The sequence below is a fragment of the Bartonella sp. B10834G3 genome (assembly GCF_016102505.1).
Lineage (GTDB): Bacteria > Pseudomonadota > Alphaproteobacteria > Rhizobiales > Rhizobiaceae > Bartonella > Bartonella choladocola.
Genome location: NZ_JACFOM010000001.1, coordinates 1,205,757 through 1,222,621 on the forward strand (window position 1 = coordinate 1,205,757; position 16,865 = coordinate 1,222,621).

At 47.0% G+C, this 16,865-nt stretch carries 18 protein-coding genes and 1 tRNA gene; 13 read left to right on the top strand and 6 right to left on the bottom strand.

Annotated features, from left to right (window positions below; translation table 11 throughout):
• Positions 1–190: 190 nt before the first annotated feature.
• Positions 191–265, bottom strand: a tRNA-Thr gene (locus H3S94_RS05290).
• A gap of 168 nt (positions 266–433) precedes the next feature.
• Here H3S94_RS05290 and H3S94_RS05295 point away from each other — a divergent pair.
• The 11 genes from H3S94_RS05295 (at position 434) to clpB (ending at position 9,797) form a co-directional block, all read left to right on the top strand.
• Positions 434–595, top strand: coding sequence for a hypothetical protein (locus tag H3S94_RS05295; protein WP_188318049.1), 162 nt, complete (start codon positions 434–436; stop codon positions 593–595).
• Positions 596–834: 239 nt separating this feature from the next.
• Complete coding sequence (murA, locus tag H3S94_RS05300) at positions 835–2,124, top strand: UDP-N-acetylglucosamine 1-carboxyvinyltransferase (RefSeq protein ID WP_077993913.1); 1,290 nt, start codon at positions 835–837, stop codon at positions 2,122–2,124.
• Positions 2,125–2,181: 57 nt separating this feature from the next.
• Positions 2,182–2,625, top strand: a complete 444-nt coding sequence (locus H3S94_RS05305) for a DUF2948 family protein (RefSeq protein ID WP_077993911.1) — start codon at positions 2,182–2,184, stop codon at positions 2,623–2,625.
• Positions 2,626–2,645: 20 nt separating this feature from the next.
• A complete protein-coding gene (gene hisD, locus H3S94_RS05310) occupies positions 2,646–3,938 on the top strand; it encodes a histidinol dehydrogenase (protein WP_198230286.1) in 1,293 nt (430 codons plus the stop codon).
• A 20-nt stretch (positions 3,939–3,958) separates the two neighbouring features.
• Positions 3,959–4,429, top strand: coding sequence for a UPF0262 family protein (locus tag H3S94_RS05315; protein ID WP_077993907.1), 471 nt, complete (start codon positions 3,959–3,961; stop codon positions 4,427–4,429).
• Positions 4,430–4,431: 2 nt separating this feature from the next.
• Complete coding sequence (locus H3S94_RS05320) at positions 4,432–4,872, top strand: low molecular weight phosphatase family protein (RefSeq protein ID WP_077993905.1); 441 nt, start codon at positions 4,432–4,434, stop codon at positions 4,870–4,872.
• 157 nt (positions 4,873–5,029) lie between these two features.
• Positions 5,030–5,248: a translation initiation factor IF-1 gene (gene infA / locus H3S94_RS05325; protein ID WP_075869273.1), complete on the top strand. Its 219-nt coding sequence runs from the start codon at positions 5,030–5,032 to the stop codon at positions 5,246–5,248.
• 1 nt (position 5,249) lies between these two features.
• Entirely contained in the window at positions 5,250–5,909 is a 660-nt protein-coding gene (locus tag H3S94_RS05330) for a Maf family nucleotide pyrophosphatase (RefSeq protein WP_077993903.1), read from the top strand.
• Positions 5,910–5,911: 2 nt separating this feature from the next.
• Positions 5,912–6,124 (top strand): DNA gyrase inhibitor YacG, encoded by a 213-nt coding sequence (gene yacG / locus H3S94_RS05335; protein WP_077993896.1) that lies wholly within the window; start codon positions 5,912–5,914, stop codon positions 6,122–6,124.
• Positions 6,121–6,933, top strand: a complete 813-nt coding sequence (locus H3S94_RS05340; RefSeq protein ID WP_198230285.1) for a glutamate racemase — start codon at positions 6,121–6,123, stop codon at positions 6,931–6,933. The genes yacG and H3S94_RS05340 overlap by 4 nt, the downstream gene beginning before the upstream one ends.
• Before the next feature lie 179 nt (positions 6,934–7,112).
• Entirely contained in the window at positions 7,113–9,797 is a 2,685-nt protein-coding gene (clpB, locus tag H3S94_RS05345; protein WP_198230284.1) for an ATP-dependent chaperone ClpB, read from the top strand.
• A 68-nt stretch (positions 9,798–9,865) separates the two neighbouring features.
• Here clpB and H3S94_RS05350 read toward each other — a convergent pair whose 3' ends face one another.
• The 4 genes from H3S94_RS05350 to H3S94_RS05365 form a co-directional block, all read right to left on the bottom strand.
• A complete protein-coding gene (locus H3S94_RS05350) occupies positions 9,866–10,408 on the bottom strand; it encodes a hypothetical protein (RefSeq protein ID WP_246786408.1) in 543 nt (180 codons plus the stop codon).
• A 158-nt stretch (positions 10,409–10,566) separates the two neighbouring features.
• Complete coding sequence (locus H3S94_RS05355) at positions 10,567–10,923, bottom strand: hypothetical protein (protein WP_077993891.1); 357 nt, start codon at positions 10,921–10,923, stop codon at positions 10,567–10,569.
• 189 nt (positions 10,924–11,112) lie between these two features.
• Complete coding sequence (locus H3S94_RS05360; protein ID WP_198240447.1) at positions 11,113–12,126, bottom strand: sensor histidine kinase; 1,014 nt, start codon at positions 12,124–12,126, stop codon at positions 11,113–11,115.
• 49 nt (positions 12,127–12,175) lie between these two features.
• Positions 12,176–12,967 (bottom strand): response regulator, encoded by a 792-nt coding sequence (locus tag H3S94_RS05365; protein ID WP_198240448.1) that lies wholly within the window; start codon positions 12,965–12,967, stop codon positions 12,176–12,178.
• A gap of 62 nt (positions 12,968–13,029) precedes the next feature.
• Here H3S94_RS05365 and H3S94_RS12100 point away from each other — a divergent pair, with 62 nt between their 5' ends.
• Complete coding sequence (locus H3S94_RS12100) at positions 13,030–13,341, top strand: NepR family anti-sigma factor (RefSeq protein WP_369805164.1); 312 nt, start codon at positions 13,030–13,032, stop codon at positions 13,339–13,341.
• A gap of 18 nt (positions 13,342–13,359) precedes the next feature.
• Positions 13,360–13,917 carry an RNA polymerase sigma factor gene (locus H3S94_RS05375; protein WP_077993887.1) on the top strand — a complete coding sequence of 186 codons (558 nt, stop codon included), beginning with the start codon at positions 13,360–13,362 and terminating at the stop codon, positions 13,915–13,917.
• A 483-nt stretch (positions 13,918–14,400) separates the two neighbouring features.
• Here the strand turns inward: H3S94_RS05375 and H3S94_RS05380 are convergent, their stop codons facing one another.
• Positions 14,401–16,389: a M23 family metallopeptidase gene (locus tag H3S94_RS05380; protein ID WP_198240449.1), complete on the bottom strand. Its 1,989-nt coding sequence runs from the start codon at positions 16,387–16,389 to the stop codon at positions 14,401–14,403.
• Positions 16,390–16,865 lie beyond the last annotated feature (476 nt).

Consider the following 16,865-nt stretch of genomic DNA (forward strand, 5'->3'; position numbering starts at 1 on the left):
CATGCATTTTTGAAATTCGGGAAGATTTTCCCGTCTCTCCTGACCGGATAATTGCTTTTGCCGAATTGCAGCGAAGTCATCTTCCGATTTTTTCGTAAATGATTCACGCATTGCTTTTTAACGATGACCGGTAACAATAGTGATGAAAGATGATCGGTAACAATGCCGAAATTTCAAGAAGGAAGGTTACTGGTGCTGCGAGAGAGGATTGAACTCTCGACCTCTCCCTTACCAAGGGAGTGCTCTACCACTGAGCTACCGCAGCCAATAAAAACAGTTTTCGGGCGGCGTTCTGCCACATTGTAAAGAAATAGGCAAGCGTACATTCACTTTTCTCGTAAGAAAAATCGGGATAATATTCTTTGTCTGGCAATTTTTTTTACATGGTGTTATGCCGGAAGCGTTTTTTAACAAAATTCAACAGGTTTGAAGGATGGCAGATTCGATTGCCCAGGAACGTCGCCAGAAACGGCTGGCTCAACAATTGCGCGCCAATCTCGTTCGGCGCAAGCAGCAAGCGCGCGGGCGCGATGAAGTGCGTGAAAACACCGGACATGAAAAGGCGGAAGAGCTGAAACATTCTTCGACAGAATAATTCCGGATTGGCCGGATCCGGCGGATCAGCCGGATTTGTCGGATCAATTTGCCACTGCCGGTTTAATCTTGTAAAAGCCGGGCTTGTCTTGTCGGATGTGCCCGGTTGTGTTTTATGCCGGTTGTGTGTGACGTTAAGTGCGTATCAGGTCCCGTTTGTGCCATGATTTATTTTTAAAGAACAAACGGAAACCGGTATATCCGGCTACCAACAGGAAAAACAAAGAAAGGCCTTGCGGAATGGATCGTATTAAAATTATCGGCGGGAACCGTTTAAATGGGGTTATACCCATTTCAGGTGCAAAAAATGCAGCATTGCCGTTGATGATTGCCTCTTTGCTTACCGATGATACGTTGACACTGGATAATGTTCCCCACCTTGCCGATGTCGAGCAGCTTATCAGAATTCTGGGCAATCATGGTGTCGATTATTCGGTAAATGGCCGCCGCCAACATCAGGATGGAGCCTATTCCCGAACGGTCCATTTTACGGCACGACAGATTGTGACAACCCGTGCACCTTACGAGCTTGTCTCGAAAATGCGGGCAAGTTTCTGGGTTATTGCACCATTGGTTGCCCGCATGGGAGAAGCTTGCGTTTCGCTCCCCGGTGGCTGCGCAATCGGTACCCGTCCGGTTGATTTTATCCTTCAAGGGCTTGAAGCACTTGGCACAGAAATCAATATCGAGAATGGTTATGTCCATGCCAAAGCGCCAAAAGGGCTGCGGGCTGCCGAATTTACTTTTCCGAAGGTAACTGTCGGAGGCACTCACACCATGCTGATGGCAGCATGTCTGGCAAGAGGCGATACTGTTTTACACAATGCGGCTTGCGAACCGGAAGTTGTCAACCTTGCCGAATGCCTTAATGCAATGGGAGCAAAAATCAAAGGTGCCGGAACCCCGACGATTTATATCGAAGGCGTCGAGGGGCTTTCTGGCGCACGCGTCAAAGTTATTTCCGATCGTATTGAAGCCGGTACCTATGCCATGGCGGTTGCCATGACAGGGGGTGATGTCATGCTGAAAGACGCACGCCCCGATTATTTGCGTTCGGTACTCGATACGCTTTCCAAAACCGGACTTGAAATAAAGGAAAGTGATGAGGGAATACGGGTTGCAAGAAACGGCCTTGACATTGTTCCGACCGATATAGAAACCCAGCCATTTCCAGGCTTCCCGACAGATTTGCAAGCGCAATTTATGGGGTTGATGACACGTGCAAAAGGTGTTTCGCACATCACCGAGACAATTTTTGAAAACCGGTTCATGCACGTTCAGGAACTTGCCCGACTTGGAGCCCATATTTCGCTTGTGGGGCAAACGGCAACGGTTGAAGGTGTCGACCGTCTATTAGGTGCGCAGGTTATGGCAACCGATTTGCGCGCTTCGGTTTCTCTCGTCATAGCCGGACTTGCAGCCGAAGGGGAAACAACGGTCAATCGTGTTTATCACCTCGACCGCGGCTTCGAGCGTCTGGAAGAAAAACTTTCAAATTGTGGTGCACAGATTGAACGCATCAGTGGATAATGACAATATCTTTCTTGTCGACAGAAGGATAATATAAAACTAAAATAGGTTGGTAAGATGCCACTTTTGAAATTGATAGCCATGGATGATGAGGATTTGGAGGTCTTGTCGGCGCATTTGCAGGATGCTGTTGTCAAGGTTGGCGATCTTGACTGGCGCAGTAATGAAAAGCGTTTTATCGCGGCACTCAACCGTTTTGCATGGGAAGAACAGATGAAGGGGGGCTTTTTTTCGCGTGCAAAAACCGGAGAACGCCACCGCACAGCTCTTCGTTTCGATCGTGTTTTGAGTGTCAAAAGCCGTGGTTTCAATCGCGACAAAAAAGACAATGTTTTGTCACTTCTGACGATGCAATTCCAGCCAACACTTCCTCCTGCCGGTATTGTAACGCTGATTTTTTCCGGTGAAGCGGCTATCCGCCTTGAAGTGGAATGTATTGAAGCACAATTGACCGACCTTGGTCCCGTATGGCAAGCCAAGGCCAACCCCCATCACAGATAGTTTTTTCGACAGGAAAAAGAATGGTTCAAATTCTTCGTCAGACATCGACAAATTTTGAAAACGAGTTTCGTGTATTCCTTGATTCAAAACGGGAAGTTTCCCAAAGCGTTGATGATACAGTCCGCACCATTATTCAAACTGTTCGGGAACAGGGTGATAAAGCGCTGATCGACTATTCGGCAAAATTCGATCGCGTGGATTTAAAAGAAAAAGGGCTGAAAATCAGCGAGGAAGAAATTGATGAAGCGGTCAAGCTTGTTCCGTCAAAGACTCTTGATGCGCTGAAGCTTGCCCATGACCGTATTGCTGTTTACCACCGGAAACAATTGCCGAAGGATGAACGGTTTGTAGATCCTCTCGGTGTCGAACTCGGTTGGCGCTGGACAGCCGTCCAATCGGTCGGGCTTTATGTGCCGGGTGGTACGGCAAGTTATCCGAGTTCGGTTTTGATGAACGCTGTTCCGGCTAAAGTGGCCGGTGTCGAGCGTATTGTTATGGTGGTTCCGACACCGGATGGCCAGCTCAATCCGCTGGTTCTTGCCGCAGCCAAACTTGGCGGTGTCAGCGAGATTTATCGTGTTGGCGGGGCGCAAGCGGTGGCAGCTCTTGCCTATGGTACAAAAACCATAAAGCCGGTGGCAAAAATTGTCGGCCCCGGTAATGCCTTCGTTGCTGCTGCCAAAAGACAGGTTTTCGGCAAAGTCGGTATCGATATGATTGCCGGTCCCTCGGAAGTTCTCGTGATTGCCGATAAAATGAACGATGCCGACTGGATAGCAGCCGACCTATTGGCTCAAGCCGAACATGATACAGCCGCCCAATCCATTCTGATGACCGATGACGAAGCTTTTGCAAACGATGTCATGAAGGCGGTTCAAACACAATTGACGACATTGAAACGCGGCAAAACAGCTTCTGCCAGTTGGCAGGACTTTGGCGCGGTTATTCTTGTCAATGATCTTGAAAGTGCGTTTCCGCTTGCCAATCGTATCGCGCCGGAACATCTCGAACTGGCAGTTGAAGACCCTGACCGCTTTTTGCCTTTGATACGCAATGCAGGAGCCATTTTTGTCGGGCGCTATACGCCGGAAGTGATCGGTGACTATGTAGGGGGGTCGAATCACGTATTGCCGACGGCTCGTTCAGCGAGGTTTTCATCGGGTCTTTCGGTTCTTGACTATATGAAACGCAGCTCGATTTTAAAACTTGGAGCCGATGAATTGCGCAAACTTGGCCCTTCTGCAATAGAGCTTGCCAATGCCGAAGGGCTGGAAGCCCACGGGCGGTCGGTTGCAGTAAGATTGAACCTCTAGGCTAAAAAGGGAGGGGGAATGTGGACAAGGCACGTCTAATCGATGTTGAACTTGATGAAACGATCGGGCGGTCAACGCCCGAAATAGAACATGAACGTGCTGTCGCTATTTTCGATCTGATTGAAGAAAATAGTTTCAAGCCCGTAGGCGACACTGGAACCGGCCCCTATAAGCTAAAATTGTCACTTGTCGACAGGCGGCTGGTTTTCGATATTTCCCGTGAAAATGGCGAATGGGTAACCACCCATATATTATCGCTTGGGCCGTTTCGACGCATTGTTAAAGATTATTATCTTATTTGTGATAGCTATTACGAGGCTATCCGGTCTGCAACTCCCACAAAAATTGAAGCCATTGATATGGGGCGTCGCGGTTTGCACAATGAAGGTTCGACCACTCTGGAAGAACGGCTGCGGGGGAAAATAGATATGGATTTCAAAACCGCGCGGCGCCTTTTCACCCTTCTTTGCGTTTTATACTGGAAAGGGTGACAATGATCGAAGACCGGAAGTCAACACGCCCTTCATCAGTGCTTTTTGTTTGCGGACAGAATGCGATACGCTCGCCCATTGCCGAAGCACTGACGCGCAAAATGTTTCCTGATATTTATGTCGCCTCGGCCGGCGTTGTCAAAGGTAACCGCGACCCTTTTGCAGCGGCAGTTATTGCTGAAGACGGGCTTTCCATGGAAGAACATAACCCGCGCGGGCTTGAAGAATTGTCGGATGGTTATTTTGATCTCGCTATCACACTCACCCCGCAAGCCCATCACGCAGTGCTCGAACAGATGCGCGGTTTTTCGGTCGATGTCGAATATTGGCCCACACCCGATCCGGCACTTGCAACAGGCTCGCGTGAACAAATACTCGATGCCTATCGGGATATTCGGGAAAACCTGAAGAAACGGATATTGGCGCGTTTCGGCAATAAATAGTGCCAATTTAGATAAAAACCGGCACAAACCGTTGCGCTCTTTTGATTCAGTTGTTCACAAATGGCCGAGAATAGGGTAGGTTCGCCCCAACTGGATGGACGGTATAGGCCGTTTGTCAAATTTTGATCAAAATAAACAGTCTTGAAATAGGTAATTTATGGCCAAAGAAGAAGTCTTGGAATTTTCCGGCGTGATTACAGAGCTTTTACCCAATGCGATGTTCCGCGTAAAGCTTGATAACGATCACGAAATCATCGCCCATACGGCAGGGCGTATGCGCAAGAACCGTATCAGAGTTCTCGCAGGTGACAAGGTCATGGTGGAAATGACACCTTATGACCTGACAAAGGGTAGGATCACCTACCGTTATAAATAATATGACCGAAAGTGCTGCTATGCCTGAAGAAGACTCTTTGGCGAAAGTCAAACTTGTTCTTGCTTCAGCCTCTCCGCGTCGTCTGGCATTGCTGCGGCAGATCGGGGTTTATCCCGATCATTTGCACCCTGCCGATATTGACGAAACACCGCGGCGTCTGGAACATCCGCGTTTTTTGGCGCGTAGACTGGCAAAAGAAAAAGCCGAAAGAGGCGCTGAAAAGGTTCGGGTTTTGCCGGATCTCGAAAATGCTCTGGTGCTTGCTGCCGATACAGTTGTTGCAGTGGGGCGCAGAATTCTTCCCAAACCGGTTGACGAAGATGAAGCGCGTGAATGTTTGCGGCTTCTTTCAGGGCGCACCCACAAAGTTTATACCGGTGTCTGTCTTATTAATGCCAAAGGTAAAAGCCACCATAAGCTTGTTGAAAGCAGAGTACGTTTCGAGCGCCTTGGACGGGCGGTTATCGAAGCTTACTTGCAATCCGGCGAATGGCAAGGAAAAGCAGGCGGGTATGCTATTCAGGGCAGGGCCGGTTGTTTTGCCCTGCAAATATCCGGTTCATATAGCGGTATTGTCGGCTTGCCGCTTGCCGAAACAGTTGAATTGTTGACGACACAGAATTATCCCGTATTTGAACATTGGCAGAAAGATGAGGTCTGAAAATGGCTACGTCGAAAAATGGCGAGGTTTCAGAAACTGCAAAAGTATATCCTTTGCGTTCGCCCAGACCATGTCCGGAATGTGGTAAACCTTCAATCCGTGAAGCCTATCCGTTCTGTTCGGAGCGTTGCCGGTCAATCGACCTTAACCGCTGGCTGAAAGGTGCTTATATATTGCCGGGAAAGCCATTCAACAACGCGGATGAACAAGAATGAATATGATAAAGCCGGTTGCTATTTTTGACGCGGGCATTGGTTCTTATGCCATTGTTGATCTGTTACATAGAAAACAACCACAACGCGACATTATCTATTTTGCCGATCGGGCCAATTTCCCTTACGGGAAAAAAACAGCCGGAGAGCTTACCGATATAATGAAGTTGACCTTCAAACGGTTGATGCATTACGACCCTTCCGCCATCATTATCGCTTCAAATGCGCCGTCTATTATGGTGTTCGACGATGTGAAAGAGTGCTGCCCTGTGCCGCTTTATGGGGTATTTCCGCCACTTGAAGAAGCAGAAAGAAAAAGCCGGAGCGGTCACGTGGCAATTATGGGGGTTGCTTCTATGGTTGCAAGCCCCATGGGGAGAGCATTTGTGAAGAAACACAGCAAACGTCCGGAAAATGTCGCCCTCGTCAATGCGTCTTCTATGGTCGAGCTGGTGGAAAGCGGCACTTTCCTGTTTGATCCTCTAAAGACACAAGCCGAAGTCGACCGTTTCATGGCCGATTTGTTGGAACAATATCCGGCCGTTGATACGTGCACACTTTCAAGCACCCATTTGCCGTGGCTCAAAAGCTTTTTTGAAAAAGCAGCGCCACAATGCTGTTTTCTTGATCCAGCCGAAAGCGTTATTGCCAAACTTGGAAAAAGCGAAGAGGGAAGCGGTTTTATTCAAGGGCTGGTAACCGAGAGCGCCGGTTATGGTGTTCAGGACTTTAAAAATATGCTGGGAAAACTTGGTATTACAATTCCTCTGGATATTATTCCGGCAAATGAAAGCCAGACTTTTTCCAAATAAAAGCGCTTGTTTTTATTTCTTTTCAGAGAGCACATTTTGTTTGTCGGCTTGACTATTTTTGATCTTGTCGAATTTCACCGTCAATACCATATCAGGTAACGAGTACGGCTTGCCTTAACGGGAGTCTGTCACTTCAAGCCCATAAGGCCATTTATGGATTGTGGGAAAAGGAGACGAGAATGAATTTAGAAAAATATACCGAGCGCGTGCAGGGGTTCCTACAATCTGCACAAAATTTTGCCTTATCGTCTGATAATCAGCAGTTTTTTCCGGAACATTTGTTAAAGGTGTTGCTAGACGACAATGAAGGCCTTTGTGCATCGTTGATAGAGAAGGCCGGTGGCAACGTAAAAGCTGCAAAAGACGCATTGGCTACGGCACTTTCGGCATTGCCCAAGGTGAGTGGTGGCAATGGCCAGCTTTATATGTCGGAAGCATTGGCAAAGGTTTTTACGAAAGCCGAAGAACTGGCTGAAAAAGCAGGAGACAGCTTTGTAACGGTCGAACGGCTTTTACAGGCTTTGCTGATGGAGCCGAAAGCGAAAACAGCAGAAATTCTTTCAAAAAGTGGGGTTACGCCAACGGCGTTAAACAAGGCGATCAACGAGATGAGAAAAGGACGCACAGCTGATTCGGCCAATGCCGAAGCGCAGTATGACGCATTGAAGAAATATGCGCGTGATCTGACAAAGGATGCGCGCGAGGGGAAACTTGATCCGGTCATCGGGCGTGATGAAGAAATCCGCCGGACAATTCAGGTCCTGTCAAGGCGCACCAAAAACAATCCGGTGCTGATAGGTGAACCAGGCGTTGGTAAAACAGCTATTGTCGAAGGGCTTGCATTGCGTATTATCAATGGTGATGTTCCCGAAACATTGCGTGATAAATCGCTTTTGGCTCTCGATATGGGGGCATTGATTGCCGGTGCAAAATATCGTGGCGAGTTTGAAGAGCGCCTGAAAGCGGTTTTGACCGAAGTTCAGGCTGCAAATGGCGAAATTATTCTGTTCATTGATGAAATGCACACATTGGTCGGTGCCGGTAAATCGGATGGCGCAATGGATGCGTCGAACCTTTTAAAACCGGCTCTTGCCCGTGGTGAACTGCATTGTGTCGGTGCGACGACTCTCGAAGAATATCGCAAATATGTTGAAAAGGACGCGGCTCTTGCACGTCGTTTCCAGCCGGTCTTTGTCGACGAGCCGACGGTTGAAGACACGATTTCTATTCTGCGTGGCATTAAAGAAAAATACGAGCAACATCATAAAGTCCGGATTTCCGACTCGGCTCTTGTTGCTGCGGCAACTTTGTCGAATCGTTATATTACCGACCGGTTTTTGCCCGATAAAGCAATTGACCTTATTGATGAAGCGGCTTCAAGGCTGCGTATGCAGGTTGATTCCAAACCGGAAGAACTCGATGAAATTGACCGCCGTGTCATGCAGTTGAAGATCGAGCGGGAAGCTTTGAAAGCCGAAACCGATCCTGCCTCGAAAGATCGTTTGGAAAAACTCGAAGATGAATTGGTCGAGCTTGAAGAACAATCGCATGAAATCACAGCAAAATGGCAATCGGAAAAACAGAAACTGGGTCATGCTGCCGAATTGAAGAAACAATTGGAAGCAGCACGCAACAATCTGGCTATTGCACAACGTAACGGTGAATACCAAAAAGCCGGTGAACTTTCCTACAGCATCATTCCGCAATTGGCTAAACAATTGGAAGAGGCTGAAAGTCAGGAAAATCACGGCTCGATTCTGGAAGAAACCGTCACACCCGATCATATTGCGCAAGTTGTATCGCGCTGGACCGGTATTCCGGTTGACAGCATGCTTGAAGGTGAGCGTGAGAAACTTCTGAGAATGGAAGACGAGCTTGCCAAACGCGTTGTCGGACAGGGCGAAGCAATACAGGCTGTTTCGCGGGCGGTACGTCGTGCACGTGCGGGCTTGCAAGACCCGAACAGGCCGATTGGTTCGTTCATTTTCCTGGGGCCAACAGGTGTTGGTAAAACAGAACTCACCAAGGCTCTGGCAAAATTCCTGTTTCAGGACGAAACCGCAATGGTTCGTATCGACATGTCGGAATATATGGAAAAGCATTCGGTTGCCCGTTTGATTGGTGCTCCTCCGGGATATGTCGGTTATGAAGAAGGCGGTGCTTTGACAGAAGCGGTTCGTCGTCGGCCCTATCAGGTCATTCTGTTCGATGAAATTGAAAAAGCCCATCCGGATGTTTTCAACGTTCTTTTACAAGTGCTTGATGATGGCCGCTTGACCGATGGGCAGGGGCGCACAGTCGATTTCCGCAATACGCTCATCATTATGACATCGAATCTGGGTGCCGAATATTTGACAGCACTTGACGATAATGACGAAGCCGAGAAAGCCCGTGACGATGTTATGGCAGTGGTTAAAGCCGCATTCAGACCGGAATTTCTCAACCGTGTTGACGAAATCATCCTGTTCCACCGGTTGCACCGGAAAGAAATGGGAGCCATTGTCGACATCCAGTTGCAACGTTTGCAATCATTGTTGTCAGACCGGAAGATCAAACTGGTTATTGATGATAGTGCTCGTGAATTTCTTGCCGACAAGGGTTATGACCCGGCTTATGGTGCACGGCCACTTAAACGGGTTATCCAGAGAGAAGTTCAGGATCCGCTCGCTGAAAGGCTGCTGATCGGTGATATTCTTGATGGTTCGACAGTCAATATATCCCGTGGTTCCGATCGCTTGATCTTTACGCCAACGCCAACGCATCCGGTCGATGAGGCAAAAGTTGAAGAAAAAGTTGCCGAAAAGACCGAAGAGGCGGGTGATGGAAAAACTTCCAATGCAAACCGTAAAACAGACAAGAAATAAGATCATGAGATGATGAAAAGGCCGCTTTTTGAAGCGGCCTTTTCTTTTGAATAAAATTTGAAATCTTTTTATTGTGCGGGCTGGCTTTGTGGTGTCGGTTCTTCAACCGGCTGTTTGGCAACCGGCGATGTATCAACCGTGATTCCGGCAACCAGATGCCCTTGGCGATAATCGTAAATCACAAGTTCCGTATTGCCTTCAGGTGTCAATGTTTCAAGCGCAATCATATCGTTCGACAGGCTCTGCGAGAGAATGCGGGTTCCTTGTGGAAGGGCAATCGAACGCCGGATAAATTCCGGAACGGCCGGCTGTGTTGTTTTGGCTTCAGAGGTCGCTTCGGTTTCTGCATTGGGAACGGGACTAGCCTCTGTTTTGCTGACTTCAGTCGGTGTTTTTTCTGAAGGTGAAGATGTCACTTTATAAATGACCGCTGCCAGAATAATCAAAATCAGAACGATTGTTATTCCGATTGAAATCATCATCAAACGCATAAGTTTGCGTCTTACTTTTTCAACTGCAGGGTCTAATTGCGCTTGTGGCTGTGTTGGTTGCTGATTATAGGGATCCTGATAATCCATATCGTCGTAACCTGACTGGTAATCATCGCGCATTGAACATTCTCCATTGATAGTGCACCGCATTTACGAGTTTCGAGGTGATCTTTCAATGGAAAATATATTTTTTAGTCCGTGGTATATAAAGTGTTAAGGGGAAAGATAAACCGGAAACAGAAAGTCAAATCCGGTTATCAGAAAAGATTTTATTGAAATCAGGCAGTCGGCTTATTGGTTACCGGTTTACCCGCCACCGGTTTTTCAAGTTTTTCAAGTGGCACAGTGAGCTCTTCTTCTTCACTGTCCTCGTTGGAAAGCTCGACAATGAAATCGCCATTCTGGTCGACCCGCCAATAAATACTCAAATCGCCGTTGATAAAGTCCGGATCGGATTTGATACATTTACCGAAAACCATCTCGTTGGTCTGTCCAACACGGCTGACCGCAGGCAAAAGCGCTGCTTCGCAGGCTTCGTGTGTCGGAAAAACCTTGACCATATCATCAGAGGCATTGCAGGCAGAAAAACCATCTGTACAGGAAACAAGCAACATGACAGCAATGACGGAATTCATAATTGACCCCTTCAGAAAAGATACAGTATTGAACGGCTGGATTTACGTTTGTTTTATAATTAATAAACGGTTGACCCGGTTATTTGTTCCAGAACAAAACATATTTCATAAAAAGGTTTGAATTTGGCGCGCAAGAACCGCTATCCTTTTAAGCAGGATATTAAAAAATTTCTGTGAGCGCGAATGCGATCAGCCGTAAAAATCAAAATAGGTATCAGGCAAAGTCAGATGATAAACGACACCGTCATCGGTAAATTCGAGACTTGCTGTTCCATCGACAGAAACCGGAACAATTTTTTCGAGAACTGCGCTGCCAAAACAGGCCTTGCGATCATCGTCCAGGGTTTGATCGGGTGAAAAAACTTCATACCAGGAAATATAAAGGTGGGAAGGCTGCCCTTTATCCTTGCTGATCCGGCTTGTCACACGTATCGAACCGTCAGGTCTGGAGAGAGCACCATAAGAAAGAGAATTGATGATAAGTTCGTGAAACGCCAAACCGATGTGCAAGGCTGCACCAGGGAACAAATAGGGATCTTCTCCCTCGATCGTAAAGCGTTTACGTTCGCTCCCGAGGTAGCTTGAAGCCTGGCTTAAAAAAAGCTCCCTGAAATGCGCACCGCGCCAATCCGAATCTGTGACCAGATCTTGCGAATGCGACAAGGATTGTATGCGCCCCTGAAACTTCTTTAAAAATGTTTGCAATGAATCGGTATAACGGGCAGTCTGGCCGGCCACGCTCTGGATAATGGCTAAAAGATTTTTGGAACGGTGGCTTACTTCTCTCAATAAAGCTTTGAGTACCTGCTCGCGTCGCCGTAATTCTGTTACATTGACGCCCGTCGTCAATAAACCGATAATTTCTCCCTGATCGTTGCGATGACAATCGATAGAAAATTTATACCACAAAATCCGGTTCGAGCTATTTTCAAAGCGCGCTTCTAATGTTTGCATCTTGCCTGTTGCAAGAACCTGCGATTTTACAGTTTTCATATTATCGGCGAGTGTTTCGGATAGAAAATCCGATTCACGGCATCCGGCAAACCACTTGTTCGCGAGTATATCAGGCAAATTTTCAGCCCAATGATAGATAAAATCGGGCGTTTGATAGAGTACAAAAATATCGGCTCCGTGAATGGCCTGTGCCAAGGCACTCACATGCAATCTTTCAACGGCAGGTGCTGATCGGGGAGCCGATGTCATAAGAAACGAATAACCTTTTGTCTGGGATAGTTTTGAAGCTTCACTTTTGTTACTTCCGTGATGCATTTTCTTGGAAGAAAAGCGCTTGCGAGATCAACGCTTTGACCATATCGGGATTGAAAGGCTTGGTTACAAGGAATGTCGGTTCGGGCCGCTCACCTGTGAGGAGACGTTCGGGAAATGCGGTAATAAAGATGACCGGAACTTCATCGGTTTCCAGAATGTCATTGACCGCATCAATGCCCGAACTGTTATCGGCAAGTTGAATATCCGCCAGAACCATTCCGGGTTTTTCCTTTTTGAACAGTGAAACCGCTTCGTCACGTGTACGTGCAATGCCGACCACCTGGTGACCAAGCGATTCAACCAGTTGCTCGATATCCATAGCAATTAACGGTTCATCTTCAATAATAAGGATGCGTGTTGCGACCTGTTCGGAAATATCATTCGAAGCATCATTCAGCAATTTTCTGAATTCTTGAGCATCGACATTCATAATTTTCATAGCTTCTTTATCGCTGAAACCTTCAACAGCGATGAGCAGAAATGCCTGACGGGCCTTGGGAGTGAGATAGGAAAGTTTTGCATTTGCCTTCTGCTCGACACCGAATTGCGGTAATGGCTCTGCAATATTCGGCGTTGTCTGATCGAATAATTCACAAAACAACCGATAAACGCTTATGCGGTCGGAAGATGTGTCAGGGAAAATAGAAATGTCGGCAATTAATGCTTCAAGCATAGCTGCAACATAGGCGTCACCCGAAGTTTGAGATCCGGTAACGGCACGCGCAAATCTTCTCAAGTAAGGTAGATGCGGTGCAATACGCGTTGATAAGGTCATATAAGAACTCCTTCTGCCCCTGAAAGTGTACCCGCATGAGGGTGTGTTTGGAAGATTAATTCATGAATAATAAAAAAGTTCCAGCCCCTTGGAACTTTTTACTCACTTCTATATTCTTTAAGGTAAGTGTATTTTTTTACACTCTTTATAAATTAACGGATGGCGTCATTTTTAAGGGACTTAAGATGGATGATGGCAAGGAAAAAAACGGTTCCGAGAATTTCGGTCCGCAAGATGATCTGCTTGGATCCAATAGCGAAATAGCGGTTAAGTTGCGGCAGTTTTATACAGCTCTTCAGGAAGAAGAAATACCGGAAAAATTTCTCGATCTTCTTGAAAAGCTTGATAAAGCCGAACAAGGCAGCCAAAATTGATATGGGAAAGTGAAACCCATGAGCCCGCATAATCCTGATTTCAAACGTGAACTTCTTTCAATTTTACCGTCTCTGCGCGCTTTTGCCGTGTCTTTGAGTGGTCAGCACGATAAAGCCGATGACCTTGTTCAAGACACCATTATGAAAGCTTGGGCAAAACAGGACAGTTTCGAAATCGGAACAAATATGAAAGCCTGGTTATTCACGATTTTGAGAAACGAGTTTTTCAGTCAAATGCGTAAAAAAGGCCGTGAAGTGCAGGACAGCGAAGGCGTTTTCACTGAAAATGTCGCTGTTCATCCTGCACAATACGGTTCCCTTGATTTACAGGATTTCAGAAAAGCTCTGGACCAATTGCCCGACGACCAGAAAGAAGCCATCATCCTTATTGGTGCTTCCGGCTTTTCTTATGAAGATACAGCAGAAATTTGCGGTTGTGCTGTCGGCACAATAAAAAGCCGTGTCAGCCGCGCGCGTACCCGTCTACAGGAATTATTGGGCGTTAACGGTCAATCGGATTATGGTCCCGACGCCAATTCGGCAGCCGCAACAATGCGCTCGTTTACGAATAACTGACAGGCGGAACAAACAGGCTTGCCGGAATTTTTCCGGTGAGAGAGGCTAGAGGCTGTATTGCTAACAGCAACTCACGGAACAGCCTTTCTATCTTATTATGATAGAATTGGAACTTATAAGAGAATTGGGATCGGCAACCCATAATATCAGACCCGCCGGTCGAAAGCGGGGTTCAGTTATTCCGGTGTTGTTGCCGGAACGGTTCCGCAAACGGGAAGTGAAAAATTGGTCATCCGCCCAATTGTTGACGAATGAAAAATCATTTTTCGATTTCCTGTAATATATGATGAATTTTTGATTGGCCGGTGAGCCGTAAACGCAGCTTCAAACTGCGCGAATACTACTCATTTTAATAAATCCAAAACAGGTTCTGTCGAATCAATATAAGAAATAAAATCCGCGACGTTTACAATTTTTAAGCTCACCCGATATGATAAAAAAAATCCGGTGAGCCGGTTTATCGCAGTTTAAAGCAGTTTCCTGTCAAATGTCGGAACGTGGATTTCGCACTTTATCGTCGGAAGTGACCGTTGCTGCAAGCTTCTGATCGTCCTGTCCGTTGATAAGAGCCTCCAATTTGTTGCGATCACGTTTGAATGCTTCCAGATCTTTTCCGTGTAACGACTTCGCATCAGGCAGACGAATTCGCATCGGGTCAACTTTGGTGTTGTTGACAGAAACTTCAAAGTGGCAGTGAGGTCCCGTTGCAAGACCGCTTGATCCGACATAGCCGATAATCTGCCCCTGACGAACTTTTGCTCCGACTTTGATACCGGGAGCGAAGCTGTTCTGATGGGCATAGGATGTGACATATCCGTTAGCATGACGGATTTCGGTTTGATTGCCATAACCGCGAACGGGGCCTGCTTTCGTTACAACACCGTCACCGGCTGCAACAATGGGAGAACCCCTCGGCGCGCTCCAATCGACACCGGTATGCATTCTGACATAACCGAGAACGGGATGTCTTCTTGGCCCGAATGGCGAGCGGAAGATAGCATTGGGGACAGGCTTTCTTAACAGAAATTGTTTCGAGCTGCGGCCTTGCGAATCATAATAATCAATTGTTCCGTCAGTTGAACGGAAGCGATAATATTTACGTGTAACGCCGCCGAATGTAGCACTGACAAAGCGAATCTCCGGTTCGGAACTGTCTTCCTCGTCTTTTCCCGGAGTCGCATAAAAGACTTCCAATGTATCGTTTGGCGAAACACGATCTTCAAGGTCGACATCATTGGCCATGACGCGAATAAGTTGTCGGGCAGTCGTCAACGGCATATCATAACTCAAAACCGACCGGTAAATTGCATCATAGATTGTCGGTAAATTGGAAGCATTAATATGGGTGAGCGGTACGCCTCCCTCGAACGCGGTTTTCAGAATCGGAGTCATTTCCGGTTCGTTGCTTTTTATAAATTCGTTTTTGTCGTTCAAAGAAATGGAAAGCACATGATGCATACCGTGATAAATGCTTGCACGTACGAGATGATCTTCCGACGCCGAATTGGTTTCGATACCGATGCGCAAGACATTTCCGGCATGAAGTGTGTCCGAGCCGTTGAAACGGGTTAGCGCTTGAGCAAGCCTGTCGGCATCATCGCCCTCGTAATTGGCATCATTCAACGCGTTGATGATGGTTTGCGTTTTTCTGAAGGGAATAATGTCTTCGGCATATTCGTCATAATTGTCGGCTTGGGCCACACGTGGTGAAATGCTTACATTTTCCTGTATGATCTTGACATCCGGCATTTCGGAAAATTTCACTGAACCGAAATGCCCCAATTGGGCAGGGTCAAGATAATGAAGTGCGGCGACACGGGTTATATTGTCTCCCAGAACAAATCCGGCAGAGCGTATATTTTGTTCGGCTTGTTCGGTGGTCAAACTATCAGCGTCATCAAAAGAAGCCGAATTCACATCAAAGTCGACACTGTGAAGTGTAATCTCTGTTTCAACTTTGGTGCCATAAATTTGCAGGCTGTTTTCCGGCTTTTCGCCTTGCTTGACTGTTTGATCGGCAAAAATCGTCAATGCATTAAACGGCGGATATTTCAAATTACCGGGGCGATCTTCAGCAAGCGCCATACGTACCAGTTCAAAAGGCTGGGTACGAATGACTTCCTTTTCACCTTGCTTTTGCATGATCGACAAATCGAAATGCCGCCGGTCATCAAAGTTCTTTCTTGGCACCACTTGGGCAATCCGGTCGACTTTCTTTTCTTCTGATTCTTCAGCCTCGATTGTCGGTAGTTCCGACTGCGTCATCAATTCCGGTGGCGTCGCGAGTTGTTCGCGACCATCAAGTGCTACAAACAAGGCAACCCCCATCAATGTACATGAGGTGACACCGGTCAGAATGGTACCTGCCAACCAACGGATAGAAATTTGTCGACGATCAGGCTGCCGGCGCCCGTCCGTGACAAGCGCAGGTTCCTCTCCGGGATCATTGGTAAAACGTCGATCTTCTAACATTAATTCAGCAAATGGTTTCCACGAACAAAAAAAGCAATATCCGTTTCTTGATTTCTTTAAAGCCTAGCCGTTGTAATTATGAAAGCGTCGGTAAAGACAATAACTGTGCCATAGCGAACCCAAAAAGAAAAGTCCAAGAGCATGACCGCCTTTAAAAATATAATCACCCTCTAATGAGAAAAGCACATTATAAGAACAATCACAGACCGACCCAAAAAAGAAACCGGAACTACGAGTTCCGGCAATCTAAAGAACGAATGCGGCCAGTTTTTGGCCGTTGAATGAACCTAATTACACGATTTTTGCACGATAAGTGTTAAAGTGCCCCGCGAAACCGGCAGTTTTGTTCGGTTTTATGAAAAAAAATCAAAAAAATGAAAAAAAATGCATATTGGCTGTTGACACTTGGAGAAAGGAAGGTCTATATGAGCGCCACAACGAGGGCGGTACGCCGCTGGCGACAGTGAGTTGCGCTC

Excerpts from the sequence above, each read along its gene's own strand:
- H3S94_RS05295 (WP_188318049.1), top strand. The coding sequence starts at position 434 with ATGGCAGATTCGATTGCCCAGGAACGTCGCCAGAAACGGCTGGCTCAA.
- murA (WP_077993913.1), top strand. The coding sequence starts at position 835 with ATGGATCGTATTAAAATTATCGGCGGGAACCGTTTAAATGGGGTTATA.
- H3S94_RS05305 (WP_077993911.1), top strand. The coding sequence starts at position 2,182 with ATGCCACTTTTGAAATTGATAGCCATGGATGATGAGGATTTGGAGGTC.
- hisD (WP_198230286.1), top strand. The coding sequence starts at position 2,646 with ATGGTTCAAATTCTTCGTCAGACATCGACAAATTTTGAAAACGAGTTT.
- H3S94_RS05320 (WP_077993905.1), top strand. The coding sequence starts at position 4,432 with ATGATCGAAGACCGGAAGTCAACACGCCCTTCATCAGTGCTTTTTGTT.
- infA (WP_075869273.1), top strand. The coding sequence starts at position 5,030 with ATGGCCAAAGAAGAAGTCTTGGAATTTTCCGGCGTGATTACAGAGCTT.
- H3S94_RS05330 (WP_077993903.1), top strand. The coding sequence starts at position 5,250 with ATGACCGAAAGTGCTGCTATGCCTGAAGAAGACTCTTTGGCGAAAGTC.
- yacG (WP_077993896.1), top strand. The coding sequence starts at position 5,912 with ATGGCTACGTCGAAAAATGGCGAGGTTTCAGAAACTGCAAAAGTATAT.
- H3S94_RS05340 (WP_198230285.1), top strand. The coding sequence starts at position 6,121 with ATGAATATGATAAAGCCGGTTGCTATTTTTGACGCGGGCATTGGTTCT.
- clpB (WP_198230284.1), top strand. The coding sequence starts at position 7,113 with ATGAATTTAGAAAAATATACCGAGCGCGTGCAGGGGTTCCTACAATCT.
- H3S94_RS05350 (WP_246786408.1), bottom strand. The coding sequence starts at position 10,408 with ATGCGCGATGATTACCAGTCAGGTTACGACGATATGGATTATCAGGAT.
- H3S94_RS05355 (WP_077993891.1), bottom strand. The coding sequence starts at position 10,923 with ATGAATTCCGTCATTGCTGTCATGTTGCTTGTTTCCTGTACAGATGGT.
- H3S94_RS05360 (WP_198240447.1), bottom strand. The coding sequence starts at position 12,126 with ATGACATCGGCTCCCCGATCAGCACCTGCCGTTGAAAGATTGCATGTG.
- H3S94_RS05365 (WP_198240448.1), bottom strand. The coding sequence starts at position 12,967 with ATGACCTTATCAACGCGTATTGCACCGCATCTACCTTACTTGAGAAGA.
- H3S94_RS12100 (WP_369805164.1), top strand. The coding sequence starts at position 13,030 with ATGAATAATAAAAAAGTTCCAGCCCCTTGGAACTTTTTACTCACTTCT.
- H3S94_RS05375 (WP_077993887.1), top strand. The coding sequence starts at position 13,360 with ATGAGCCCGCATAATCCTGATTTCAAACGTGAACTTCTTTCAATTTTA.
- H3S94_RS05380 (WP_198240449.1), bottom strand. The coding sequence starts at position 16,389 with ATGTTAGAAGATCGACGTTTTACCAATGATCCCGGAGAGGAACCTGCG.